A 23248-nucleotide genomic window follows, 5' to 3' on the forward strand; every position below is an offset into this window, starting at 1 on the left:
ATGCATACCTCCTATAAAACTTCAGGTGCCAAAGAAACAATCTTCATAAACTGTTTGTCTCTTAACTCTCTGGCAACCGGCCCAAAAATACGAGTTCCTCTTGGGGTCTTATCATCTTTTATAATTACAGCAGCATTTTCGTCAAATCTGATGTATGAACCATCTTTACGACGAGCGCCCTTAACAGAACGAACTACTACAGCTTTAACAACGTCACCTTTTTTAACAACTCCACCTGGTGTTGCATCTTTAACAGTAGCAACGATGATATCACCAATATTAGCATATCTTCTAGTAGATCCGCCCATTACTCTGATTGTAAGTAATTCTTTAGCGCCTGTATTATCAGCGACCTTAAGTCTACTTTCCTGTTGAATCATGCTGTATTCCTCCTATCTCTATATAAGGCCTATTTAGCCTTTTCAATAATTTCAACAAGTCTCCATCTCTTATCTTTAGAAAGTGGTCTTGTTTCCATAACTTTTACTGTATCACCAATACCGCACTGGTTTTCTTCGTCGTGAGCCTTTAATTTGTAAGTTCTCTTAACGATTTTGTTATATAAAGGATGCTTTACATGATCCTCTACAGCAACAACGATTGTCTTATCCATCTTGTCGCTGACAACTTTTCCTGTACGTGTCTTTCTTAAATTTCTTTCCACAACAATTCTCCTTTCTTATTGGATTAACCTGTAACTATTCAGCAGCATTTGCCTTTTCAACTATTAAAGTCTGAATTCTGGCAATGTTTTTTCTAACTTCTTTAATTCTGCTTGTGTTATCTAACTGGTTTGTTGCGTTCTGGAATCTTAAATTGAAAAGTTCCTTCTTAGCAGCTACTAATTCCTCTTGTAAATCTGCAGCTGATTTACCTCTTAAATCTTCTACATAATCCTTAATTTTCACTGTTATCACCGCCTTCTAAATCTTCACGAGATACAACCTTGCATTTAATTGGAAGTTTGTGTGTTGCAAGACGTAATGCTTCTCTTGCTGTTTCTTCCGGAACACCGGCAATTTCAAACATTACTCTGCCTGGCTTAACTACTGCTACCCAATATTCAAGTGCACCTTTACCTTTACCCATTCGAGTTTCAGCTGGTGTTGCTGTTACCGGCTTATCTGGGAAAATCTTAATCCAAACTTTACCACCACGCTTTACGTAACGTGTCATTGCGATTCTGGCTGCTTCAATCTGATTTGACTTAATCCAGCCCGGTTCCATTGCTACGATACCGTATTCACCATATGAAATCTTGTTTCCTCTAGTTGCCTTTCCTCTCATAGAACCACGGAACTGTTTTCTATGTTTAACTCTTTTTGGCATTAACATTATTTATCGCTCCCTTCTTTAGTTGGAAGTATTTCGCCGTTGTAAATCCAAACCTTTACACCTACTTTTCCGTAAGTTGTATCAGCTTCCGCGAAACCATAGTCGATATCAGCACGTAATGTCTGAAGTGGAATAGTACCTTCGCTATAAAACTCAGTACGAGCCATATCAGCTCCACCAAGACGACCTGAAACAGATGTCTTGATTCCTAACGCACCGCTCTTCATTGTTCTGGACATTGCTGACTTCATAGCTCTTCTGAATGATACACGGTTTTCTAACTGTGTAGCAATGTTTTCAGCTACTAACTGAGCATCTTTGTCAGGTCTCTTAACGTCCTTAACGTCCATAAATAACTTCTTTCCTGTCATTTTCTGAACTTCAGCTTTTACTTTTTCAATTTCAGCACCGCCCTTACCGATTACGAGACCAGGCTTAGCTGTATAAACATTAACTCTTACTCTATCAGATGATCTTTCGATTTCAATCTTAGAAACACCTGTGTTGTATAATTTCTTCTTAAGGTATGTTCTGATGTTATAATCTTCGATTAAGTTATCTGCAAAATCTGCTTCTGCATACCACTTTGAGTCCCAGTCTTTAATAACTCCGACTCTTAATCCATGTGGATTAACTTTCTGTCCCATACTTTGCCTCCTATCTTATCTCTCATCAAGCACTACTGTAATGTGGCTGTTTCTCTTTAATATTCTATAAGCTCTACCCTGTGCTCTAGGTTTAATTCTCTTCATTGTAGGTGCTGAATTTGCATAGCATTCTGCAATGTAAAGTTTACTAACATCCATGTTATTGTTGTTTTCAGCATTTGCAATTGCTGAATTTAATAATTTTAAAATTACACTTGATGCGTATCTTGGATTGTATGTGAGAATACCGATAGCACTCTGAACATCCTTTCCTCTGATGGCATCTAATACGAAGCATGCTTTCTGTACAGACACTCTAGCGTAAGATAATTTTGCTGATGGTCTTGTATCTTTATTAGCATTTCTTTCTCTCTTTATCTGGGATCTATGTCCTTTTGCCATAGATGAGACCTCCTTTCAAATTCTAAAGGGTATTATTTCTTACCCTTCTTTTCATCTTTTCCATGTCCTCTGTAAGTTCTAGTAGAAACAAATTCACCAAGTTTATGTCCAACCATATCTTCTGTAACATATACCGGAACATGCTTTCTACCATCATGGACAGCGATTGTGTGTCCAACCATCTGTGGGAAAATTGTTGAACGTCTTGACCAAGTCTTAACAACTGACTTGTCGCCTGATTCGTTCATAGCATCAATTTTCTTTAATAAGCTCTCATCCGCAAATGGGCCTTTTTTTAATGATCTAGCCATTAGTTTCTACCTCCTATTTCATGTTCTTTCCGTCACGTCTTCTAACGATCATCTTGTTAGACTTCTTATTCTTTTTACGAGTCTTCAAACCAAGAGCCGGTTTGCCCCAAGGTGTACATGGGCCCGGACGACCAACTGGTGCACGTCCTTCACCACCACCGTGTGGATGGTCATTAGGGTTCATAACAGAACCACGAACTGTAGGTCTGATACCCATATTACGCTTACGTCCTGCTTTACCAATGTTTACAAGACCGTGTTCAATGTTTCCAACTGTACCGATTGTTGCACGGCAAACGATAGGAACCATTCTCATTTCTCCTGAAGGAAGTCTAAGTGTAGCATACTTTCCTTCTTTAGCCATTAACTGAGCTACGTTTCCAGCAGCACGTACTAACTGTCCGCCCTTTCCAGGATATAACTCAATGTTATGAATTTCTGTACCAACCGGGATAGCTGATAATGGTAAGCAGTTACCAACTTTAACATCAGCATTTTCACCGTTCATAAGTACGTCGCCAACCTTTAATCCGCTTGGAGCAAGGATATAAGCCTTTTCTCCATCAGCATAGCTAATTAATGCAATATTAGCTGTTCTGTTTGGATCGTACTCGATACTCTTAACTGTTGCCGGAACATCAACTTTATTTCTCTTAAAATCGATGATTCTGTATTTTCTTCTAGATCCACCACCGTGGTGTCTAACTGTTATTTTACCCTGATTGTTACGACCAGCTGTTTTCTTAAGAGATTTTGTTAAAGACTTCTCTGGAGTAGCCTTTGTAATCTCAACGTTATCAAGCATGGTCATAGCTCTTCTTGAAGGTGTATATGGGTTAAATGTCTTAATTCCCATTTTATTTCTCCTTTCAAAATCAAACTAGATTTATTATCACGCTTCTATTGCGTTTAACATTACGACAGATTATTTATCTGCCCAAGTGATAAGTCTCCTTTTCACTTTTATCTTACAGTCCTGCAAAGATTTCAATATCAGCGCTATCTTCCGTTAACTGAACAATAGCTTTCTTTCTCTTTGCTGTCTTTCCTGTAACATATCCTCTTCTACGGTTCTTACCATCTAAGTTCATTGTGTTAACCTTAGCAACCTTTGCTCCTTCGAACATTTTTTCAACTGCTTCCTTAACCTGAACCTTTGTTGCGTCTGTGTGAACGTAGAATGTGTATTTCTTTTCTGACATAGCGTTCATACTCTTCTCTGTAATTACAGGAGCGAGTATAACGTCATAATACTTAAGGTCTGCCATTATGCGTACACCTCCTCAATTGTTTCTACAGCTGCTTTTTCAACAACTACTGTATCGTACTTAAGGATGTCGTATACATTAATAGTATTTGTTAAAGCTGTCTTTACTGTAGGGATGTTCTTAGCTGACTTTACAACATTTGCATCGTTCTCGCTTAATACTACTAAAGCTTTGTTAGCTTTTAAGTTTGCCATAACCTTTGCAAATTCTTTTGTCTTTGGAGCTTCAAGCTTAAGCTCGTCAACTACGATTAATTTTCCTTCGTTAACTCTTGATGTCAATGCTGACTTAAGAGCAATTCTCTTTTCTTTCTTATTCATCTTAAATGAATAATCTCTAGGCGTTGGAGCAAATACAACTCCGCCACCTGTCCACTGTGGAGATCTTGTTGAACCCTGTCTTGCATGACCTGTTCCTTTCTGTCTCCATGGCTTTCTTCCGCCACCGCTAACCTCTGAACGGGTTTTAGCTTTCTGTGTACCCTGACGGTTATTTGCGAGCTGGTTCAATACTGCCTGATGTACTAAGTTTTCATTAACTTCAACACCAAATACTGCATCGCTAAGTTCTATTGTTCCAACTTCGCTTCCTTCCATATTTAAAACAGATACTGTTGCCATCTGTGTGTTCCTCCTTTCAAATACTACTTACCGGCTTTAACTGATTCTTTAATTGTTACTAAAGCTTTCTTAGGTCCCGGTATAGCACCTTTAACTAAGAGTAAATTCTTTTCTGCGTCAACACGAACGATTTCAAGGTTCTGTGTTGTAACTTTCTTGCCACCCATGTGACCAGGCATCTTCTTGCCCTTAAACACCTTACTAGGAGTTGAACATGAACCGTTTGAACCTGCATGTCTGTGGTATTTAGAACCATGAGCCATAGGTCCTCTTGACTGTCCGTGTCTCTTGATTGCGCCCTGGAAGCCTTTTCCCTTTGCAATTGCAGTAGCGTCAACCTTATCTCCTGCTTCAAATACGTCAGCCTTGATTTCATCTTTAACTGCGTATTCTCCTTCAAGTTTGAATTCTCTTACATATCTCTTGTAAGAAACTCCTGCCTTGTCAAACATACCTTTAACAGGTTTGTTAACAAGCTTTTCTCTGATATCCTGGAATCCAACCTGTACTGCACTGTATCCGTCATTTTCCACTGTTTTTACCTGAGTAACAACACATGGTCCTGCCTGAAGAACAGTCACAGGTACTAATTCACCATTCTCGTTGAATATCTGAGTCATACCAACTTTTGTAGCTAAAATAGCTTTCTTCATTTTAATTACCTCCTGTTAATCTACAGCGGATCGCTTACCGCGATCATCCTAGAACAGTTTCCGTAACTATTAGTTACTATATAAACCTTCAAGGATAACTCTCTAAAATTATTTGTCGTTCTTCATCTTAATATCGATGTACACACCTGCTGGCATTTCTAATCTTGATAAAGCTTCAACTGCCTTCTGGTTTGGAGCTACGATATCGATAAGTCTCTTGTGAGTTCTCTGTTCAAACTGCTCTCTAGAGTCTTTGTACTTGTGTACAGCTCTAAGAATTGTAACTACTTCCTTCTTTGTTGGAAGAGGTACAGGACCACTCACTTCAGTTCCTGTTTTCTTTGCAGTTTCAACAATTTTCTTTGCTGACTGATCTACTAATTTGTGATCGTAAGCCTTAAGTGTAATTCTCATTACTTGTGCCATAAAAAAAGCCGCCTCCTTTTCGTACTATTTAGCACGACAAGCGGTGACCGTACAACCTTTCCGTGTGTGTCCCAAATCAAAAGACCATAAACACGGTGTTTCCACTACCTCGGTGGACTGATTTTTGTACAGTGACTTGTCGCCAGTTTTCTAACTTGACATTCGCTCCACGGAAAACCTGCATCTGGTGCAGCAACCTCTCGCTTCTACGCTATCAATGTCACAGCAAGAGATAGTTTAGCATACACCGTTTCAAAAATCAACCCCTATTCCATTTTTTTTCCATAAAAAAATATGAAAGATTAGCATCCCTCTAAATCTTAGAGAGATGCCATATAAAAATCAACACTTATCCTTTCACAACTGTACTGCTCCAGTCGTAATCTTTTGTCTTATACTCCTTGTTCACTACTGATAAAATATCATTATATAAGTATTCATGATGCTCTTTTGAATTCATCTTACATCCCTGATATAATATATCAGCCACATCATAAATCGTATATGTATATGAATCTGTATATACATAAGTTCCATTGGATAGTTTTGCATATGCACGGATTCTCCATATATCACTATACTCTGGAGCTGTACCTGCAGCAAATTTCATTGTCATTGCATAACTTGTAGCAATATCCGAATCCGAAAACACTCTATCTGACTTGCCCGCAGATGTACTTTCATAACTGCGTACATAATAACTTGAACTTCCTACATACAGTTCCGATGCATCCACATAATCTGCCAGAGAATATATCAGTCCTGAACTTACAACTTCTTTTCCATTAATTTCACTATCCACAGAATAAACCACGCGCATACCCTTTGTTGTGGCACTTATCTGATATCCGTTTATTTCTATTCCACCGTTTATTGTATTTATAGTCTTTGTTGTTTCTTCCTGCGCCGTCATTTTTTCTGTTGTTGGCTCTTCTGTTGTTGGTTCCTCTGTTACAATATCCGATTCTTTTATAAACTTAAAATAATCAACATTTGCCACATAATAGCAATCACCTGTAGTAACGTATTTTACATATACTATATGGCTTCCCGCAGATATTTCGCTGTCAAGATTTGCAGTAACATTTCCGTATTCCTGCCACGACGAAGCATTATTGGTAAGAACAATTGTTCCAACTTTATTATCAAAATCATCCACATATATCTCGGCATTTCCAAGAGCTGTTCCTGTTGGACTGGAATAACAAAATTCTATTGCACTTGCATTTTCATTAAAATTAACATTTTCATACGTCATATATACTCCATTTGAAACACCTCCAATATTATGTCCACCGCTGGCACTGCTATTTATATCCACTACCCCTCCCTGGTTGGAAGTAAACTGTTCAGCCTCTATAATACCAAAAGCATCAAATACTTTTGTTGTCGTCTCTTCCTTTTCTTCAAGGGAAAAGCTTGTGATTACAAAATTTCCACCCGCAGGTACTTTTCCTAAATCTATAAATATTTGCGTATTATCTGCTGTAGGTGTGAAATCAATCTCAAAATTATTAGTTCCATTCACAAGTGTATATTTTTTTGCTGTCTGCGTCCCCTCATCCTTAAATGTAATTGTATCTGTCATATCCGAATTAAATGTTGCAGATACTTTACATGTGTATGTTTTTCCTATTGTTGTGCTAAGTATCTGAGTCTTCATCTGAACTCCCCACTCAGCTCCACTATATTTGTTAACATAAACTCCAAAGTCGTTGTAGGAACCACCATCTTTATAGTTTCCTGTCGGATTACCACCCCAATCTGATGCAAAGTATACAGACCAATAATTCAAATTTGTCCAATTTGCTCCTGCAGTGGTATATCCTGAAGGAGTGTCAGATGATACCGTGGTTGTTGTTTCTTCTACAGTACCACCTGCTGCGGATACTACTGCTGCATAAGCATTTGCAAATCCATAGGCATATGTATAATCTCTGCCGGAGTCTCCTAAGTCTTTGGCAGTATTAATAAGAATATTTTTTACGGTATTACTATTTAACCCTGCGTTCACGCTGTACATCATCGTTACAATAGCCGACACCATAGGAGACGCAAAGGAGGTTCCTCCTGCAACAATGGTATCTGAACCTGAGCCTGTTATATTCGGTGCATATATTGCTACCCCCGGTGCACAGATATCCTTATTCCATCCCCGGTTACTGGTTGCTGCAATATTATAACTCTCATCAACAGATATTACGGAAATCGTGTTTGCGTAATCCGATGGATACGTTGCAACGTCAGATCCATTGTTTCCTGCACCGGCTACAACTGTTCCACCTGCTGCAACAAAGTTATTAATTGCAGCCTCTTCTACATCGTTTGCCCCCTCATGGGCGAGGCTGAGATTGGCAACCTTTGCTCCTACCTGTCTGGCATAATCAAGCCCCACTGCAATCTTATCCACATACATCTCAATTTTAACGTTAATTAATTCAGCAACATCATTATTAATACAGCTTGCGACTCCTGCAATCTGCGTTCCATTATTTGCGGTTCCCGCAAGAACACCTGCTACAGCAGTGCCATGATTATTATTGTACATAGATGTACTTTGTCTTAACGGAATATAACTACCATCACTCAAAATTTCTGCCGACAAACTTGAACTTGCCTGAAGGTCTGCACTATTTAAATCTGCGCCACCATCTATTACTGCCACTTTGACCTTTGAATGGTTGACGCCTCGGATATACTGCCATGCATCTACCACCTTCATCGTTCTTAAATAATACTGGTTTGCCGCATATGTATCATTCACCAATTCATATGCTTCCGAAATCTGCTCAACCTTATCATTTCTTGCAACCTGCATTGTTTCATCATAGGCTCCATAAGCATCAACTGCCTTGTCCACTGTAAGACCCAAAGAGTTTTTTACTTTAACAATATATGTTCCATCCGTACATTTATATATATACTCACATTCTCCGTACTGATCAGCAACAATGTCTTTAATTTTCTGTTTTGAAATGTCCGCACCAAAAGTTAAAATGGATGTCCCTGCCTCATAAGAAAGTTTGTCTGCATTCTTTCTCTCTTTGGCAGCTTCTTTATATCCCTTTATAATACCTGCAGCTTTTGCATTTACATTTTCTTCAAATGCCTTACAACAGTCTGTATCTCCGTCTTTATAATATTCCGTGAGTATTTTGTTCACTGCCACCTCAAAATCATTTCCATTTAGTTCATTTACTCTGGCTGCTGCTTTACTGCCATCTTTTTTTGCTGCGACAACAATTTCTTTTAAATCTTTGTCACTAACAGTAAATTCTTTCAGTTCTGTTTCTGTTTCTGAAACAGATGGCCTTTCAGTAAAATCTGCTTTGGGTACAATCAGAGTGACCACCATCAGCACTGCCAGAATCAGACTGAACGTTTTTATTTTCCTACTTATCATTTTTTATTTTCCTTTCTTTTTTGTTGCATTCCTCTCTAGAGTATACATTTCAATATTCTATCTTAATTTAACACATTTAAATTTTAATTCTAGCACCTTATTTTTTAGAAAGTATACTTTTTTCTCAAAAAAATATCAGAAAAATTTTACATTTAACCCGAAAAAAACAAAAGCAGCCACATACTTTGATATAAATAAAGTCCTACAAACAGCATATTTACACTGGTTGTAGGACTTTTCCCTTTTTACAACTGTAAAAAACAGGAGCATACCTTGCGTAATCCCCAACCAAATTTCAGCGAAGCGGAATTGAGGTTCGCGCACTTCTTATCTTAGACTGTATAAATTTAATTTTAGTCTAACGGAAGTCAGACCAAAACTTTTTTTAGCTTTTTAAACTGTTTATTCCTCGTATTAACGGTCTGTAAAAAAACTTCGTTTGTTATACATCATTTATTTGTTTCATTATCTTTTATATATTGATGATTTTGGAAGTATTTATTTGCGTAAGTATTATAGTAACATAACGAATTTAGAAAATATTTCATATCCTGCTGTTTTTCAGTTGATAATCCTAATGCTGCTATTCCACCATTATTAATCATTTCATAACAATATCCAATAACGCTAAACTCAAATTCACACTTTTTTGAGCAATTATCCTTTTCAGCAATTGTAAGTGTCAATTTATCGTCAAATCCATTCGCAGGAAAATTGAATTATCCCTGTATGACAAAGTCATTTTGATTCTTCCAATTCCATTGCCTCAATGGGCAACAAATTTACTTTTGACACTCATATCATTATTATGTTAATATATATCCGGTTGATTTAAACCTACTATTATAATAAGAGGAAATACGTTATGTGGATAGCAGATAATTGGAAAGATTATGAAGTTATTGATACTTCTTCAGGAGAGAAGCTTGAGCGTTGGGGAGATTACATTTTGTTAAGACCTGACCCTCAGGTTATCTGGAATACTCCTAAGAAAGATTATAGATGGAAAAAATTAAACGGACATTATCACCGCAGCAACAAAGGTGGCGGTCAATGGGATTTCTTTGATTTGCCTGAGCAGTGGACTATTAATTATAAGAACCTTACATTTAACCTTAAGCCTTTTAGTTTTAAGCATACAGGGCTTTTCCCAGAGCAGGCAACTAACTGGGACTGGTTTTCTGAAAAAATAAAAAACGCCAACAGACCGGTTAAGGTTTTAAATCTTTTTGCCTACACAGGTGGTGCCACTTTGGCAGCCCTTGAAGCCGGTGCCATGGTTACTCACGTAGATGCATCAAAGGGTATGGTAACCTGGGCGAAGGAAAATGCTGTTTCGTCTAATTTAGCAGACCGTCCTGTAAGATGGTTAGTAGATGACTGTGTAAAGTTTGTGGAACGTGAAATAAGACGTGGGAACAAATACGATGCCATTATTATGGACCCTCCTTCCTACGGAAGAGGCCCTAAAGGAGAAACATGGAAAATAGAGGAAAATATTTTCCCATTTATTGAACTGTGTACTAACATTTTAAGCGATGACCCTCTTTTCTTCCTTATAAATTCATATACCACCGGATTACAGCCGGCAGTTTTAAGTTATATGATTAATACAGCCATTGTAAAAAAATTTGGTGGTCACGTTACTGCCGAAGAAATCGGACTTAATGTAACATCTAACGGATTGGTGCTTCCATGTGGAGCCTCCGGTCGCTGGGAGAATTAAAGAATATAAAATCTATATGGGAGTTTCCCATTATACAAAAAGTTTTCACCTTAATGTAAATTAAAGTGAAAACTTTTTTAAAATGCAACTTCTTCTATATTAAGTTCCTTATCCCTTATATCTGCACAAACAGACATAATATATCTTTCATCTAATTTCATCTGTAAAATCTCATATCCCGGATTATCCATAATCTTTGCCTTTCCTTCGGCAAAATTTACTTCAAAAGAATTAAGAGGTTTTCTAAGACCTATACCTACATTTTTCAAATAGGCTTCCTTAACTGTCCAAACCTCATAAAACCTCTGGGTTTTAACATTTTCATCTTCTCCCTCATTTATATAGGTACATTCATTTTGGTGAAAATTCCGCTCAGCCACTAGCTGATTGTTATTTTCCATTCTCTGAATATCAATTCCAATATTAAACCTTGAAACTGCTATAACCACATAATTTCCTGAATGTGAAATATTAAAAGAATCCTTAGTTCTCAAAAAATGAGGTTTTCCAAATTTATCAATTACTATTTCGTCATTTATATTATACTTTTCTTTTATAAATTCAATTAGAAGCCCTGCTCCTAAACACCTTAATTTGTCATCGTTTCTTTTAAGTCTGGCAATTTTCTCCTGACGTTTCTTACTTACCTTACTTAAATTCCTTTCAAAGATAAATTTATTTCTTAAAGGTGTAATATTAAAGTAATAAATATCCATAATATTCCTCTTTTGGTTTTTTATCAGACTTTAGTGTATCACATTTTTATGTTTATGGAAACTGATTTTTCCTTTAGTTTTCTAAACCTTTCATCAATTTCTTTTTGAATTTCCTCAACTACACTACTATATTCCTCTTTTACTAAATGCCTGGTTCTTCCCATCATGGAAAACCACTGTTTTACAGGCATTTTTTTGTTGCTGTTTTCATGATTATAATTAAGTTTAGTAATTCCCTTCTCCACTTCATATAATGGAAAATATCCACAATTCACTGCTGCTTCTATAACCGCCCTTTCTGTGGCAGGGTTGTCATTCCAATTGAGAGGACAGGCTGATAGTGCTTTTATATATGCCATTCCCTGATTTTTGGCATAATACGCCGCCTTTGCAGCCTTAGTAATAAAATCCTTAGGATTGCACTCTGCCACCGTTGCCACGTAAGGAATATTAGCCGCTGCCATTATTTCCGGCATATCCTTATTAAAAAATGTCTTTCCGTATTGAAGGGAACCCACATGGGATGTAGCACTTTTTGCCCCTTTAGGAGTAGAATAAGACAGCTGGTAGCCGGTATTCATATATCCTCCGTTATCATACTCAAATATAATCATGTTATGGCCTCTTAAGGCTGTTCCAAGGGCTGACCCCATACCTATATCCATTCCTCCATCGCCGGTTACCATTATAAAAACAATATCTCCTTTAGGTATTTCCCCTTTCTCCTGTCTTCTTTTACAGGCTTCTACTATTCCGCTCATGGTGGCAGCCCCGTTTTGAAAAAGATTATGAATATAAGGAACCCTGAAAGATGTTTTAGGATATGCAGTGGTTATAATCATTCCACATCCTGTCTGAAACAAAAGCACCACCGGGTCTTCAATTGCCCTAAGAAGAAGATTTAAATTTACTAATATTCCGCACCCCGGACAGGCTCCATGTCCCGGTGCAATTCTATCAGGCATTGCCGTTGTGGCATTAATCTGTCCCCCCTTTACCATTAAACCCTCTCCGGTATTTTTTACTTCCGTAATGCCTAACATTGTTCTTTCTTTATCTATCTTTTTAAGAAGATTATCCTGTACTTTTTCTTTGCCGCCTTTTGTTACGCCATAATAACTAAAATCAGGGAGATTATCATATTGCTCCAAAAGCCATCTTCCATCAGATACGTCAAAGTCAATACCACCTAAGCCATATACCACTGATTTAATTTCCACATTTTTCTTTTTTCTTTGAAATGCCGCCCTAACTTCTAAGGATAGATTTCCCCCATTAGCCCCATAGCTGTCCTGTCTGTCTGCCACAAGTATTTTACATTTATCTTTAACCCTTTTAACAACTTCATCAATGGGAAAGGGGCGGATTACATTAAGGGTAATGACGCCTGCTTTTATTCCCTCTTTTCTTAATTTATCAACTGCCACTGTAACTGTGTCAAAGGCAGAGCCTAACAGTATCATAACAATTTCAGCATCCTTTACCTTATACTCCTCCACCATTTCATAATGTCGTTGTGATAAATTTTCATAGCTTTTAAATATTTCATCAAGTCTCTTTCCTGCTAAGGTCACTGCCTCATACAACTGAAATCTGTTATTTATTAAATCAGGCTCATTCATGTATGAACCAATGGTTATGGGGTTTTCAAGGTCTAATAAATCATGTTTTTCCTTCTTTTTTCCCACAAAATTCTTTACGTCTTCATCTGATTTGAAGCTATAGCTTCGTTTTTTCTGATGGCTGGTAAAAAAGCCGTCATATGCCACTACCACCGGCAGGCTGACACTTTCCCCTAATTTAGTGGCAATAATGTTAAAATCGTAAACCTGCTGCACACTATGGGCAAATAGAATAATCCACCCGGTATTTAGCATAAACATAATGTCGCTATGGTCTCCCTTAATGGATAAAGGCCCCGAAACCGTACGACACGCCACATTCATTACCATGGGATACCTTGTACCTGATTGCACCGGAAACTGCTCTAGGGCATACAAAAGTCCATTGGCACTTGTGGCATTAAAAGCCCTTGCCCCTGCTGCCGATGCTCCGTAACATATTCCTGCTGCACTATGCTCTCCTTCTGCCGGAATCATAGTTATGTCAACTTCTCCCTTAGCCCCCATTAAATCCAGATTTTCTGCAATTTGAGTAGAAGGAGTAATTGGGTAATAACCCATTATGTCATACCCTATTTGTTTCACTGCCAACGCTGCAGCCTCATTTCCTGATAAATATTTTTCCACCTGTTCTTTCATATCTTAAACTTCTCCCCCTTCTATTCTTTTTTCATCTAAAAAAGCCTCCGATGTAATATATCCGTCGGCACCTGTCTTTTCATAACAATCCGGTGTTTCCTTAAGTTCTATGTTGGGAATAAACCACGGCTTCACACTATAATCTTTCTCTTTTTCCTTTATTAAAGCCTGGGTAGGGCATATTTCCACGCATCTTAAACAGCCTTTACAATGAAAATAATCAAGTCCTTTATTCACCATCATTTCCTTCCCCTTATAAGTTCCTTTTTCAAACTGAAAAACCATATCAGGGCAGGTTACATCGCACATTCCGCAATTAATGCATCTCTCCTTTATAAACACCGGAATATACCCTTGCCTGGATGGGGACAAATCATTAGTTATGGTGCTTCCCGTACTTAAATTTACTCCCCCTGTAAGCATGTTTTCATATCCCTTAGAATTGCCATTTTCTTTTGAATTTGAGGTAATCTTATAATTAGGAATATTACATTGGATGGCTTCATTATATCCTCTATATATTCCCTGCAAATTATTTTCCAGCACATCAGGGTACTTTGCCCCTAATATTTCACTGCATATTTTATTAACGCACTCCATGGGAATAAAACCGCTTGCTTTTGCCATGGCACCTAACATTACAACGTTAATTCTCGATTTGGTTTCCATGGCTATGGAAAGTGCCGGAACACATACCAGCCTTGCCCCGGATATTTCATTTGCCTTAAGGTAGGAATTAATTATATTTTCAGGTGCTATGTCAGAATTAATTACAATAACCGTATCATTACTACATCCGTTAAAAATCTCAGGATTTTGCATTAATGCCTCATGGAATATGCAGAGCATATGAGGTCTTTTAACCGGTGAATTTAGCCTGATTTCCATATCCTTTCTGCAATATCTTACATATGCCTTTACAGGAGTACCTGTTTTTTCTGAGCCATAACTTGAAAAACCGGCACTATTAAGTCCCAAAAACTTTAGTGCCAGTTCTCCTAACATTTTTCCGCAAAGGTTAGCTCCTAAACCACCTATGCTTTCTATTCTTATTTCATAATATCCTTCATCATTTAATAATGGTAATTTTACTTTTTCCATTCTTCTCCCCCACAATATTTTATTACCATTATTAGCAGATTTAATTATTTTATACTGATTTTTCCTTTTACACTATAGTCTGCCATATTAACAGCCCATATTGCTTTGCTGCAATCTGTAACATACAAATAATTATCTATATAAAATCCCCTGACATCGCTATACTCCTGCTCTCCTAACTTTAATCTTAAAAGTTGTTTGAACCTGTTATTTTCATACTTAAACAAATAGTAATACACGTCTTCTGAATAGTACTCATCACTGTAGTTGTCCTCATAAACAGGAATCCCTATAATATTTTTTTCACTATCTGCTAACAATGCTTTAGAATCGTAAAGTGCATCGCTGTCAGACTCTTTTTTCACCGTGTAAGAAGCCTTTCTCTCTGCCTTCTTTCCAGAAATTCCATACATGTCAATTTTAAGCTTAGATGGTTCATTTTCATCGTTAACTCCAATTCCCAGCATGTTATTTTCGTCAAACATCTGGAGATAATCAGAATATCCCGGAATTTTAAGAGCTCCTGTTATCTTTGGATTTGCCATATCGGTAAAATCAACTGTAAACAGAGGATCTGTCTGTTCATAGGTTACAAAATAACCATAATTGCCTAAATATCTTGCAGCATATATATCCTCATTCTTTGCCAGACCTAAAATTTCACCCTTTTTCTTCATGGCACTGTCAAAGGTATAAACTGAATTATTTTCAGTTGATGTTATAACCTTGTCATCTATACACTCATCATCCACCTGCTTTCCATCTTTGTAATATACATATGAATCCTCCAAAGTGACTCCTTCACTAACATGAGCAACTAATCTTAAGTATCCATCCTTTTCATCTAAAGAAAACCTGTCATCGATTCTTCCATTAATACCGGTTCCTGCTATAAAGGTTATTTTTCCATCCTTATATGAATATTTTATTATTTCCGATTTATCACTTCTTTTTATGGCTTTTACCTGACGTTTCTTAGTATCCGCCTTTATTTTATCTAATGCGTAGTGATATTTTATTTTTGTCTTTTTATTTAAGTCTATTTTCTTATTTTTTACGTATTTATCAATTTTTGCTTTATAGTTTTCATCATCTGAAACATCCTCTTCATCAAACACCTGGCTTATAAGATAAATATTATTTCCACTAACATAAACATCACTGCTGCTACCTAAAACAGATACACTATTTTCTATTTTCTTAGCTGTATCAATGTTAATTGAAGTAATTATTGAATAGGAATTGTCCTCTGAAACATCCGGTATAAAAATATCCTTACATTCCACCTTTTTTTCGTTGACATAAGGTATGCAGTCATCCTTATCGGCATCCCATGAAGATATTGTATACAGATATCCATTGACAATCCTTGTTTCAGCTACACTTCCATCCTGATTGTTTTTACTTATAAGCTTCGGATTTTTAATGTCGGATATATCATAAATCAGGATATATGTTTTACTTTTTTTATTTCGTGCTATTACATCGTCTACAACTCCACATGTTGCTATCCTGTTGATAGTTGAAGCAATGGCTACTAAACGGTTATTTTCCACATATATTTCCCTTACACTGGTCTGTTTTCCCACTGTTTTCTCATCAAACATTATTGTGGATATATTTTTCATATTTCCGTTAGTTGCCTCAGTAATCACAACCTTATTATAGGCAAACTCTCCATTTTTTTTACATTTTTCCGTTAGGGTATAAATGTACTTTCCGTCAGTTTTTACACTATCCCCCTCATGGACACCTTCAGTCTGCTCATTAGTTTTTGAATAATTGTTTTTTCCTGTACCTGTGCTTCTGCTTATACCATCTGTTGCAGCATCTGTAGACTTTTTAACGCCCCGTTCATTGTCTTTATATCCAGGTACTTCTTCCTTAAGCCTTGACTTAATCTCATCATAGGAATCTGCGAATTTTCCTCCCTGAACATTTTTATTAATCTTAGATAGGGTAGCGTAATTATCGGCGTACATTTTTTCACCGCTGCTTCTATATACTTCTTTGGTATTAACATGATTCCATATTGTCATTCCTGCCACAAGTACAATACATGCCGCCACTGCTGTTGCCATTTTATAAATTCCGGTAAATTTCTTTTTTCTTCCGTTTCTAATACTTTTTATTATCTTTTCATTAGTTTTTTCATCAATTGTTATCTTTTCGCTGTCATTTATTAACATTTTGGCTATCTCAATATTTTTTTCGTCAAAATCTTCAAAATTTCTGCTCATTACTGCACCTCCAAATATTCTCTCATTTTTTCAAGACCTCTGTTCAGCCTTGTTCTTACTGTTGACGGGTTCATGGACAAAATCTTTCCCACTTCGTGGCTTTTGTATCCCTCCACCACACATAGTGAAACAATGATTCTGTCTGTTTTATTTAATTTTGATAGCGCTATCTGTATATCTGTTGCTTCTTCCCTATCTTCATATTTTGTGCTTTCCCTTAACTCCACATCTTCCATGGTTTTTGACTTTGGATTAAAAACTGAAAACTTATTATACTTGTCCTTTATCTTCCTGTTACATTTAGTTGTTAATATTTTTAATATCCACGGCTCAAAGCTATCAGGATTTTTTAATTTTGTTATACCTGTCAGGGCATCTAGCACAGTGTCACTTACCACCTCCTGTGCTAACAAAACATCTCCCATTATGTAAATGCCCATCTTATACAAATCATTGTTGATGGAGCAATATAACCTTTCAAAAGCTTTTTTGTCATTTCCCATTGCAAGGACTACGTCCTGTTTATCATATTTCATATTGGTACCTTTTCCCTTTTATTATGATTAATTAATCTTTTCATATATGTAGTGTACGGAAATATAGATTTTGTTGCAATAAAAAAAAATACACCGGAATGCTGTCTACACATTCCGGCATATTATTAAGTATTTGAGTTGCCGGTTTCCCGGCGAATTAAATTGGAGAAAATCTATGCTAACGCTTTGCCCAAAGCCTTGCACGCATCAATTGCTTCATCATCCGGTGCTTCATTGCATATAACAAAATCACATGCCATAACAGCACCATCATTTCTGCATGTCTCATCCCAGTTTCTCATCCACTCACCATCGCCCCATCCATAAGAGCCAAAAAGTGCTATTTTTTTGCCATTTAGCTTCGCCTCGCACTGTGCAAATACAGGTTCAAATTCACCTTCTTCTAACTGTTCAGCTCCCATTGAAGGACATCCGAAAGCTATGGCATCATATTCATCCATCTTATCAGCACTAAAATCAGATACAAATATTACATCTGCCTGTGCTCCTGCTTCCTTTGCTCCTTCTGCAACATTAGTTGCCATAACTCCTGTATTTCCTGTTCCACTCCAAAAAACTACTGCCACTTTACTCATTAATCTTATTCCTTTCTGCCACAATATATTTATGGTTAATACTCCTTAGCTATAGTAAGGAATTATCCATTTTACGCTGCCACTGTAAGCTTCAAAATGCTTCTTCCGGCATTCCATAGTTTTGTATAAATCAATCTGCACTTATCATATCTGGCAAATTGTTTCACTGCTGCCGATTCGTCGCCATAAACCTTCCAATAACCACAACACTTGAAATTATCCCCTTTATTTTCAATAAATCCAATAACATCTTCCACCGGATAATCCAAAAACAATCCGATTTCATGGGGAAAGTCATTTAAATTTCTAAGCCTCTCTTTCAAATGTGCAATGGAATACTTTACATCACAACATGTATACCCACATTTTTTTAGCAGCTCCCATGTCTTCTCCTGCTTCAAATCCTCTTGCAGTCTATTAGTCCTATATACATATATTAATGCTGATTTTTCATTTTCCCGCAATATTTCTATGCTTATTCCTTTTTCTTCAAATATCGTGTTCATGTCTTTTACATTTTTGTAAACGTCTTCCCTTGTTAATCCATCCCATGTATAAAACCAGTTGAATAAACTGGCGGTTTTTAGAGATGCCAGAGTGGAAGAACACCATTCAATAAGATATTTTTCAAGCATGTTTTTTACCTTTTCACGTTAAAAGCTGCCATACCCGGATAAACTGCCGCATCTTTTAATTCTTCTTCAATTCTTAATAACTGATTGTATTTTGCCACACGTTCAGTTCTGCTTGGTGCTCCTGTTTTAATCTGGCATGTATTAAGAGCCACTGCCAAATCAGCTATAGTTGTATCTTCAGTTTCACCGGAACGATGAGATGATATTGCGGTGTATCCTGCCTTGTGTGCCATTTTAATTGCCTCTAAAGTTTCTGATACTGAGCCAATCTGATTTAATTTAATAAGGATTGAATTTCCACATCCTAATTCTATACCTTTTCCTAATCTTTCAGTGTTAGTTACAAACAAGTCATCTCCTACTAACTGAACCTTGTCTCCTAATTCTTTTGTAAGAACCTGCCATCCTTTCCAATCTTCTTCATCTAACGCATCTTCAATTGAGATGATTGGATATTTGTCAACTAACTTTTTCCAATGCTCAATAAGTTCATTTGATGTATATTTTGTGCCTGCTTTTGGTAAAATATACTCGCCTTTCTTTTCCCCTTTCCATTCGCTAGAAGCAGCATCCATTGCCAACATAAAATCTTTTCCCGGCTGGTAGCCTGCTTTTTCAATTGCCTTTAAAATATATTCAATAGCTTCTTCGTCACTCTTTAAGTCCGGTGCAAATCCGCCTTCGTCACCCACCGATGTAGCAAATCCTTTTTCTTTTAATAATGTGCTTAACTGATGAAATACCTCTGCACACCATCTAAGAGCTTCTTTAAATGTTTCTGCCCCTGCCGGCATTATCATAAATTCCTGAACGTCTACAGTGTTTGCCGCATGAGCTCCACCGTTTAAAATGTTCATCATTGGAACCGGAAGTCTGTTTCCTGATATTCCTCCTAAAAATCTATACAAAGGAATGTCTAATGATATTGCAGCTGCTCTGGCACTGGCAATTGAAACTGCCAAAATGGCATTTGCTCCAAGATTTGATTTATCTTTAGTTCCGTCTGCTTCAATCATAGCCTTGTCAACTGCGTATATATCTGATGCATCCATTCCCTTTAACACATCATTAATAGTTGTATTAATATTTTCTACTGCTTTTAAAACACCCTTTCCCTGATATCTGCTTTTATCACCATCTCTTAACTCAAGGGCTTCAAACTCACCTGTTGATGCTCCACTAGGTGCAGTTCCTCTTCCTACTGTTCCGTCTGCCAAATAAACTTCTGCTTCTACTGTAGGATTTCCTCTTGAATCCATGATTTCACGTCCTACGACTTTTTCAATCTGTAAATAATTCATTGTATGTTCCTCCATATTTCTATAAAAAATAAATTTTAGTCTTGAAATAATTAAGTAAGGAATCCGAATGGAAGGCAGCTACCCCTTCCATTTCCCGTTCGGAGTCCAAATGTCTATTCAAAAGAGGTTAGTTTTTTCTAACCATAGTTATAATATACTAACATTTTGATAAAAGTCAATAGGGAATTTGAGATTTTTTATTTTTTTAAGTTAGACGTTAAGGAAGAGGGATGGTGTGTGCTTTTCCCATAATAGCAAATTTATTTGTTTTTCCGGGGTGGGTACCATTGACCAGTTCAAATTGCCACTTTCAACTGTTCTTAAACACATTGTCCCCTAACAAATTTCATGCCACACTTATATTTGACTTTCCAATCGCAGCAGATAACTACTATCTCAACAATTGTCCACAAAAAGGCACCACGTTAATGACTAACTTTCATTAACGTAGTGCCTTTTCTAAAATGTCCTATAGATATCAACTCTCATACACATCCACAGATATTCTATAATGTTTAATCTATATACACATCCACTTTTATATTTCTATATCCTTCATGCTGCTTAAGCCTATTGCCAGAGTTGATGAATTATGCAGCAATGCTGACGTTGCCGGTTGTATCAGACCGCAGGCCCCAAGAATTATCAGTGCAGTATTTATACCAACAATTGAACGATAATTCCTATGTATCTTCTTCATAAGACCTTTGCTTATTTTTATAAGAGTAACTATCTGGCTTAAATCTTCACCATCTATAGTTATATCAGCTATATCTCTTGCTAACTGTGCGCCGTTGCTTATGGCAATACCCACATCTGCTTTTGATAAAGCCGGTGAATCATTTATGCCATCCCCAATCATTATGACACATCTGCCCTTTTCGGTTTCACTTTCAATAAACTTTGCCTTATCCTCCGGCAAAACTTCTGAATAATACTCATCAACACCTACCTGCGCAGCTATTGCTTTCGCAGTTCTGTCACTGTCTCCGGTCATCATAACCACCTTGCTGATACCATTTTTCTTTAATTCCCTTATGGTCTCAACAGACTCCTCCCTTAACGGGTCTTCAATAAGAATAACTGCAGATAGTTTGTTTTCAATGGCAAGATATAAATGAGAATACTCCGGTGGAAGATTTTTGAACAATTCTTCCTTTCCATCAGGAATAACACACTTTTCATCTTCCATTACAAAATGATAACTGCCAATAATTGCACGCTTTCCATTAATTGTAGTAGCTATTCCGTGAGCTACAATATATTCCACCTTACTGTGAAATTCATCATGCGTAAGATTTCTGCTTTTTGCCGCATTAACAACAGCATTGGCCATGGAATGTGGAAAATGTTCCTCTAAGCATGCTGCGATTCTTAACAAATCATCCTTTGACCTGTCTTCAAATGCCACTACATCCACAACTGTAGGTTCCGCCTTTGTTAAAGTGCCTGTTTTGTCAAACACAATAGTATCCGCCACAGACATCTTTTCCATAAACTTTCCACCTTTAACGGTTATTTTATAGTCATTTGACTGTCTTATCGCTGCTAAAACAGATATTGGCATGGCAAGCTTAAGAGCACATGAATAATCGACCATAAGAATGGAAATGGCTTTTGTTGCATTTCTTGTAAGAAGATAAGTCAAAATCGTTCCTCCCAAAGAATATGGAACTAACTTATCTGCCAAATGCTCTGCCTTTCCTTCCATTGATGACTTAAGCTTCTCTGACTCCTCTATCATATATACAATTTTGTCAAATTTACCTGAGCCACTGGTTTCCTTTACAATAACACCTATTTCTCCTTCTTCAACCACCGTTCCTGCATAAACATAATTTCCTTTTATTTTACGAACCGGAACAGCTTCACCGGTCATAGATGCCTGATTAATCATGGCTTCGCCATCTGCCACTTCGCCATCAAATGGAACTACTTCGCCCATTCTTGCAACAACTATGTCTCCTTTTTTAATATCTTTAGCCGGCACCATAATCTCTGTACCGTCCTTTTTCAGCCATACTTTGTTGATATTAAGTGACATACTACGTGCTAAATCACCTACAGACTTCTTATGTGTCCACTCTTCTAAGAGTTCGCCTACTCCTAACAGAAACATAATTGAACCTGCAGTATTAATATCGCCCCTAATCATGGAAACGCTAATGGCCGTGGCATCTAAAACCGGAACCTCCAATTTTCCCTTTGCCAATGTCTTAATTCCTATAAGAACATACTTAAAAGCACTATAAGAAGTTAAAGCGATTTTAACCGGCATAGGCAAAACCACACGGCATGCATAACGCATAAAAATTTTATTAATAAGTTTTTCCTTATAATACTCGTTAAGCTGGCGACCTGAATTTTCTAAATACTGTTCCGGTACATCTACCTTTTCATAAGAAAACCTCTTAAGCATATCCAAAACAGCCTGTCTATCACCTGAATAACAAATGACCGCATCATTTGTTCTATTAAAAACCTGTGAAGAGATTATATTTTCCCTTCCCATAAGATAATACTGTAAAATATCTGCCTGTCTGAACGTCATATTCTTATAGACAAAATGTACCCGGAGTCTCCCCCTTATCTCATGTTTAATAACAAATTTCATTATTCTTCGCCACTTTCGTCTTCAACGCTTTCATCTTCAAAGCATTCTTCTGCTTCTGCTTTTCTGTCCTCGTTAATCTGCTGTGCTTCTGCATAAATGTCGCCGGCATTTTCCTGAACAGTTGTAACTGTGTCCATTACACAATCCTTAGCTCTAAGAACTGCTGCGGTGCAATTGGCATACACTTTCTTTGCATCTCTGCTTGAGAGAACCTTAATACCTGCTGTTCCAAATAATGTTCCTGCTGCAAATACAGCTACCTTCTTTAAAATATCCATTATAAAACCCTCCTATAATATGTATTGCCCCCTCCCTTCGGTCAGCGGCATTTCGTCGGAAACATCCTTAGCCATGAAGTTGATTCATTATGTTTCCTTCTGCTTTTAGGTTTGTTACGCCTAACCAAATAATACTTCTTTTGTGAGGATTTTTCAAGTATTTTAAATAAGACCATCCC

25 protein-coding genes are annotated in these 23248 nt (G+C 37.1%); 1 reads left to right on the forward strand and 24 read right to left on the reverse strand.

Annotated features, from left to right (window positions below; genetic code table 11):
• Positions 1-11: 11 nt before the first annotated feature.
• The 14 genes from rplN to H8S00_RS04370 all read right to left on the reverse strand — a co-directional run bounded on the left by rplN (position 12) and on the right by H8S00_RS04370 (position 9751).
• Complete coding sequence (rplN, locus tag H8S00_RS04305; protein ID WP_021952767.1) at positions 12-380, reverse strand: 50S ribosomal protein L14; 369 nt, start codon at positions 378-380, stop codon at positions 12-14.
• A gap of 29 nt (positions 381-409) precedes the next feature.
• A complete protein-coding gene (gene rpsQ / locus H8S00_RS04310; RefSeq protein WP_021952768.1) occupies positions 410-664 on the reverse strand; it encodes a 30S ribosomal protein S17 in 255 nt (84 codons plus the stop codon).
• Between the two features lie 34 nt (positions 665-698).
• Positions 699-908 (reverse strand): 50S ribosomal protein L29, encoded by a 210-nt coding sequence (rpmC, locus tag H8S00_RS04315; protein ID WP_021952769.1) that lies wholly within the window; start codon positions 906-908, stop codon positions 699-701.
• Positions 898-1335: a 50S ribosomal protein L16 gene (rplP, locus tag H8S00_RS04320; RefSeq protein WP_021952770.1), complete on the reverse strand. Its 438-nt coding sequence runs from the start codon at positions 1333-1335 to the stop codon at positions 898-900. Before rplP ends, rpmC begins: the two co-directional genes overlap by 11 nt.
• Positions 1335-1982 carry a 30S ribosomal protein S3 gene (rpsC, locus tag H8S00_RS04325; RefSeq protein WP_021952771.1) on the reverse strand — a complete coding sequence of 216 codons (648 nt, stop codon included), beginning with the start codon at positions 1980-1982 and terminating at the stop codon, positions 1335-1337. Before rpsC ends, rplP begins: the two co-directional genes overlap by 1 nt.
• Positions 1983-1997: 15 nt before the next feature.
• A complete protein-coding gene (rplV, locus tag H8S00_RS04330; protein WP_021952772.1) occupies positions 1998-2384 on the reverse strand; it encodes a 50S ribosomal protein L22 in 387 nt (128 codons plus the stop codon).
• Positions 2385-2416: 32 nt separating this feature from the next.
• Complete coding sequence (gene rpsS, locus H8S00_RS04335) at positions 2417-2695, reverse strand: 30S ribosomal protein S19 (protein WP_021952773.1); 279 nt, start codon at positions 2693-2695, stop codon at positions 2417-2419.
• 13 nt (positions 2696-2708) lie between these two features.
• Entirely contained in the window at positions 2709-3551 is an 843-nt protein-coding gene (rplB, locus tag H8S00_RS04340; protein WP_021952774.1) for a 50S ribosomal protein L2, read from the reverse strand.
• Positions 3552-3663: 112 nt separating this feature from the next.
• A complete protein-coding gene (gene rplW, locus H8S00_RS04345) occupies positions 3664-3963 on the reverse strand; it encodes a 50S ribosomal protein L23 (RefSeq protein WP_021952775.1) in 300 nt (99 codons plus the stop codon).
• On the reverse strand, positions 3963-4583 hold the full coding sequence (gene rplD / locus H8S00_RS04350) for a 50S ribosomal protein L4 (protein WP_021952776.1): 621 nt from the start codon (positions 4581-4583) through the stop codon (positions 3963-3965). Before rplD ends, rplW begins: the two co-directional genes overlap by 1 nt.
• Before the next feature lie 23 nt (positions 4584-4606).
• A complete protein-coding gene (rplC, locus tag H8S00_RS04355) occupies positions 4607-5236 on the reverse strand; it encodes a 50S ribosomal protein L3 (RefSeq protein ID WP_021952777.1) in 630 nt (209 codons plus the stop codon).
• Between the two features lie 108 nt (positions 5237-5344).
• Entirely contained in the window at positions 5345-5662 is a 318-nt protein-coding gene (gene rpsJ, locus H8S00_RS04360; RefSeq protein ID WP_021952778.1) for a 30S ribosomal protein S10, read from the reverse strand.
• 349 nt (positions 5663-6011) lie between these two features.
• Positions 6012-9065 carry a S8 family serine peptidase gene (locus tag H8S00_RS04365; protein ID WP_186840034.1) on the reverse strand — a complete coding sequence of 1018 codons (3054 nt, stop codon included), beginning with the start codon at positions 9063-9065 and terminating at the stop codon, positions 6012-6014.
• A gap of 449 nt (positions 9066-9514) precedes the next feature.
• Positions 9515-9751: a hypothetical protein gene (locus tag H8S00_RS04370; RefSeq protein WP_021952780.1), complete on the reverse strand. Its 237-nt coding sequence runs from the start codon at positions 9749-9751 to the stop codon at positions 9515-9517.
• A gap of 179 nt (positions 9752-9930) precedes the next feature.
• On the opposite strand from H8S00_RS04370, the gene H8S00_RS04375 reads away from it, so the two are divergent.
• Positions 9931-10791: a class I SAM-dependent methyltransferase gene (locus H8S00_RS04375; RefSeq protein ID WP_021952781.1), complete on the forward strand. Its 861-nt coding sequence runs from the start codon at positions 9931-9933 to the stop codon at positions 10789-10791.
• Between the two features lie 77 nt (positions 10792-10868).
• On the opposite strand, the gene H8S00_RS04380 is transcribed toward H8S00_RS04375, so the two are convergent.
• The 10 genes from H8S00_RS04380 to H8S00_RS04425 all read right to left on the reverse strand — a co-directional run bounded on the left by H8S00_RS04380 (position 10869) and on the right by H8S00_RS04425 (position 23069).
• Entirely contained in the window at positions 10869-11507 is a 639-nt protein-coding gene (locus H8S00_RS04380; RefSeq protein WP_186840035.1) for a 4'-phosphopantetheinyl transferase family protein, read from the reverse strand.
• 38 nt (positions 11508-11545) lie between these two features.
• Positions 11546-13768, reverse strand: a complete 2223-nt coding sequence (locus H8S00_RS04385; protein WP_186840036.1) for a thiamine pyrophosphate-dependent enzyme — start codon at positions 13766-13768, stop codon at positions 11546-11548.
• Between the two features lie 3 nt (positions 13769-13771).
• Positions 13772-14869 carry a 2-oxoacid:acceptor oxidoreductase family protein gene (locus H8S00_RS04390; protein WP_118588728.1) on the reverse strand — a complete coding sequence of 366 codons (1098 nt, stop codon included), beginning with the start codon at positions 14867-14869 and terminating at the stop codon, positions 13772-13774.
• A 44-nt stretch (positions 14870-14913) separates the two neighbouring features.
• Positions 14914-17109, reverse strand: coding sequence for a beta-propeller domain-containing protein (locus tag H8S00_RS04395; RefSeq protein WP_118588727.1), 2196 nt, complete (start codon positions 17107-17109; stop codon positions 14914-14916).
• Positions 17109-17645, reverse strand: coding sequence for an RNA polymerase sigma factor (locus H8S00_RS04400; RefSeq protein ID WP_021952786.1), 537 nt, complete (start codon positions 17643-17645; stop codon positions 17109-17111). Before H8S00_RS04400 ends, H8S00_RS04395 begins: the two co-directional genes overlap by 1 nt.
• A gap of 173 nt (positions 17646-17818) precedes the next feature.
• Complete coding sequence (locus H8S00_RS04405) at positions 17819-18241, reverse strand: flavodoxin (RefSeq protein WP_021952787.1); 423 nt, start codon at positions 18239-18241, stop codon at positions 17819-17821.
• Between the two features lie 71 nt (positions 18242-18312).
• Entirely contained in the window at positions 18313-18876 is a 564-nt protein-coding gene (locus H8S00_RS04410) for a DUF3793 family protein (protein ID WP_021952788.1), read from the reverse strand.
• 5 nt (positions 18877-18881) lie between these two features.
• On the reverse strand, positions 18882-20177 hold the full coding sequence (gene eno / locus H8S00_RS04415) for a phosphopyruvate hydratase (RefSeq protein WP_118588726.1): 1296 nt from the start codon (positions 20175-20177) through the stop codon (positions 18882-18884).
• Between the two features lie 538 nt (positions 20178-20715).
• Entirely contained in the window at positions 20716-22791 is a 2076-nt protein-coding gene (locus tag H8S00_RS04420) for a heavy metal translocating P-type ATPase (protein WP_118588725.1), read from the reverse strand.
• The gene (locus H8S00_RS04425; RefSeq protein WP_118588724.1) at positions 22791-23069 is read right to left on the reverse strand and encodes a DUF6110 family protein; all 279 of its coding nucleotides are present in this window, start codon (positions 23067-23069) and stop codon (positions 22791-22793) included. The genes H8S00_RS04420 and H8S00_RS04425 overlap by 1 nt, the downstream gene beginning before the upstream one ends.
• Between the last annotated feature and the right edge of the window lie 179 nt (positions 23070-23248).

Source organism: Eubacterium segne (assembly GCF_014287775.1).
In the GTDB taxonomy this organism is placed as follows: domain Bacteria; phylum Bacillota; class Clostridia; order Lachnospirales; family Lachnospiraceae; genus Eubacterium_G; species Eubacterium_G segne.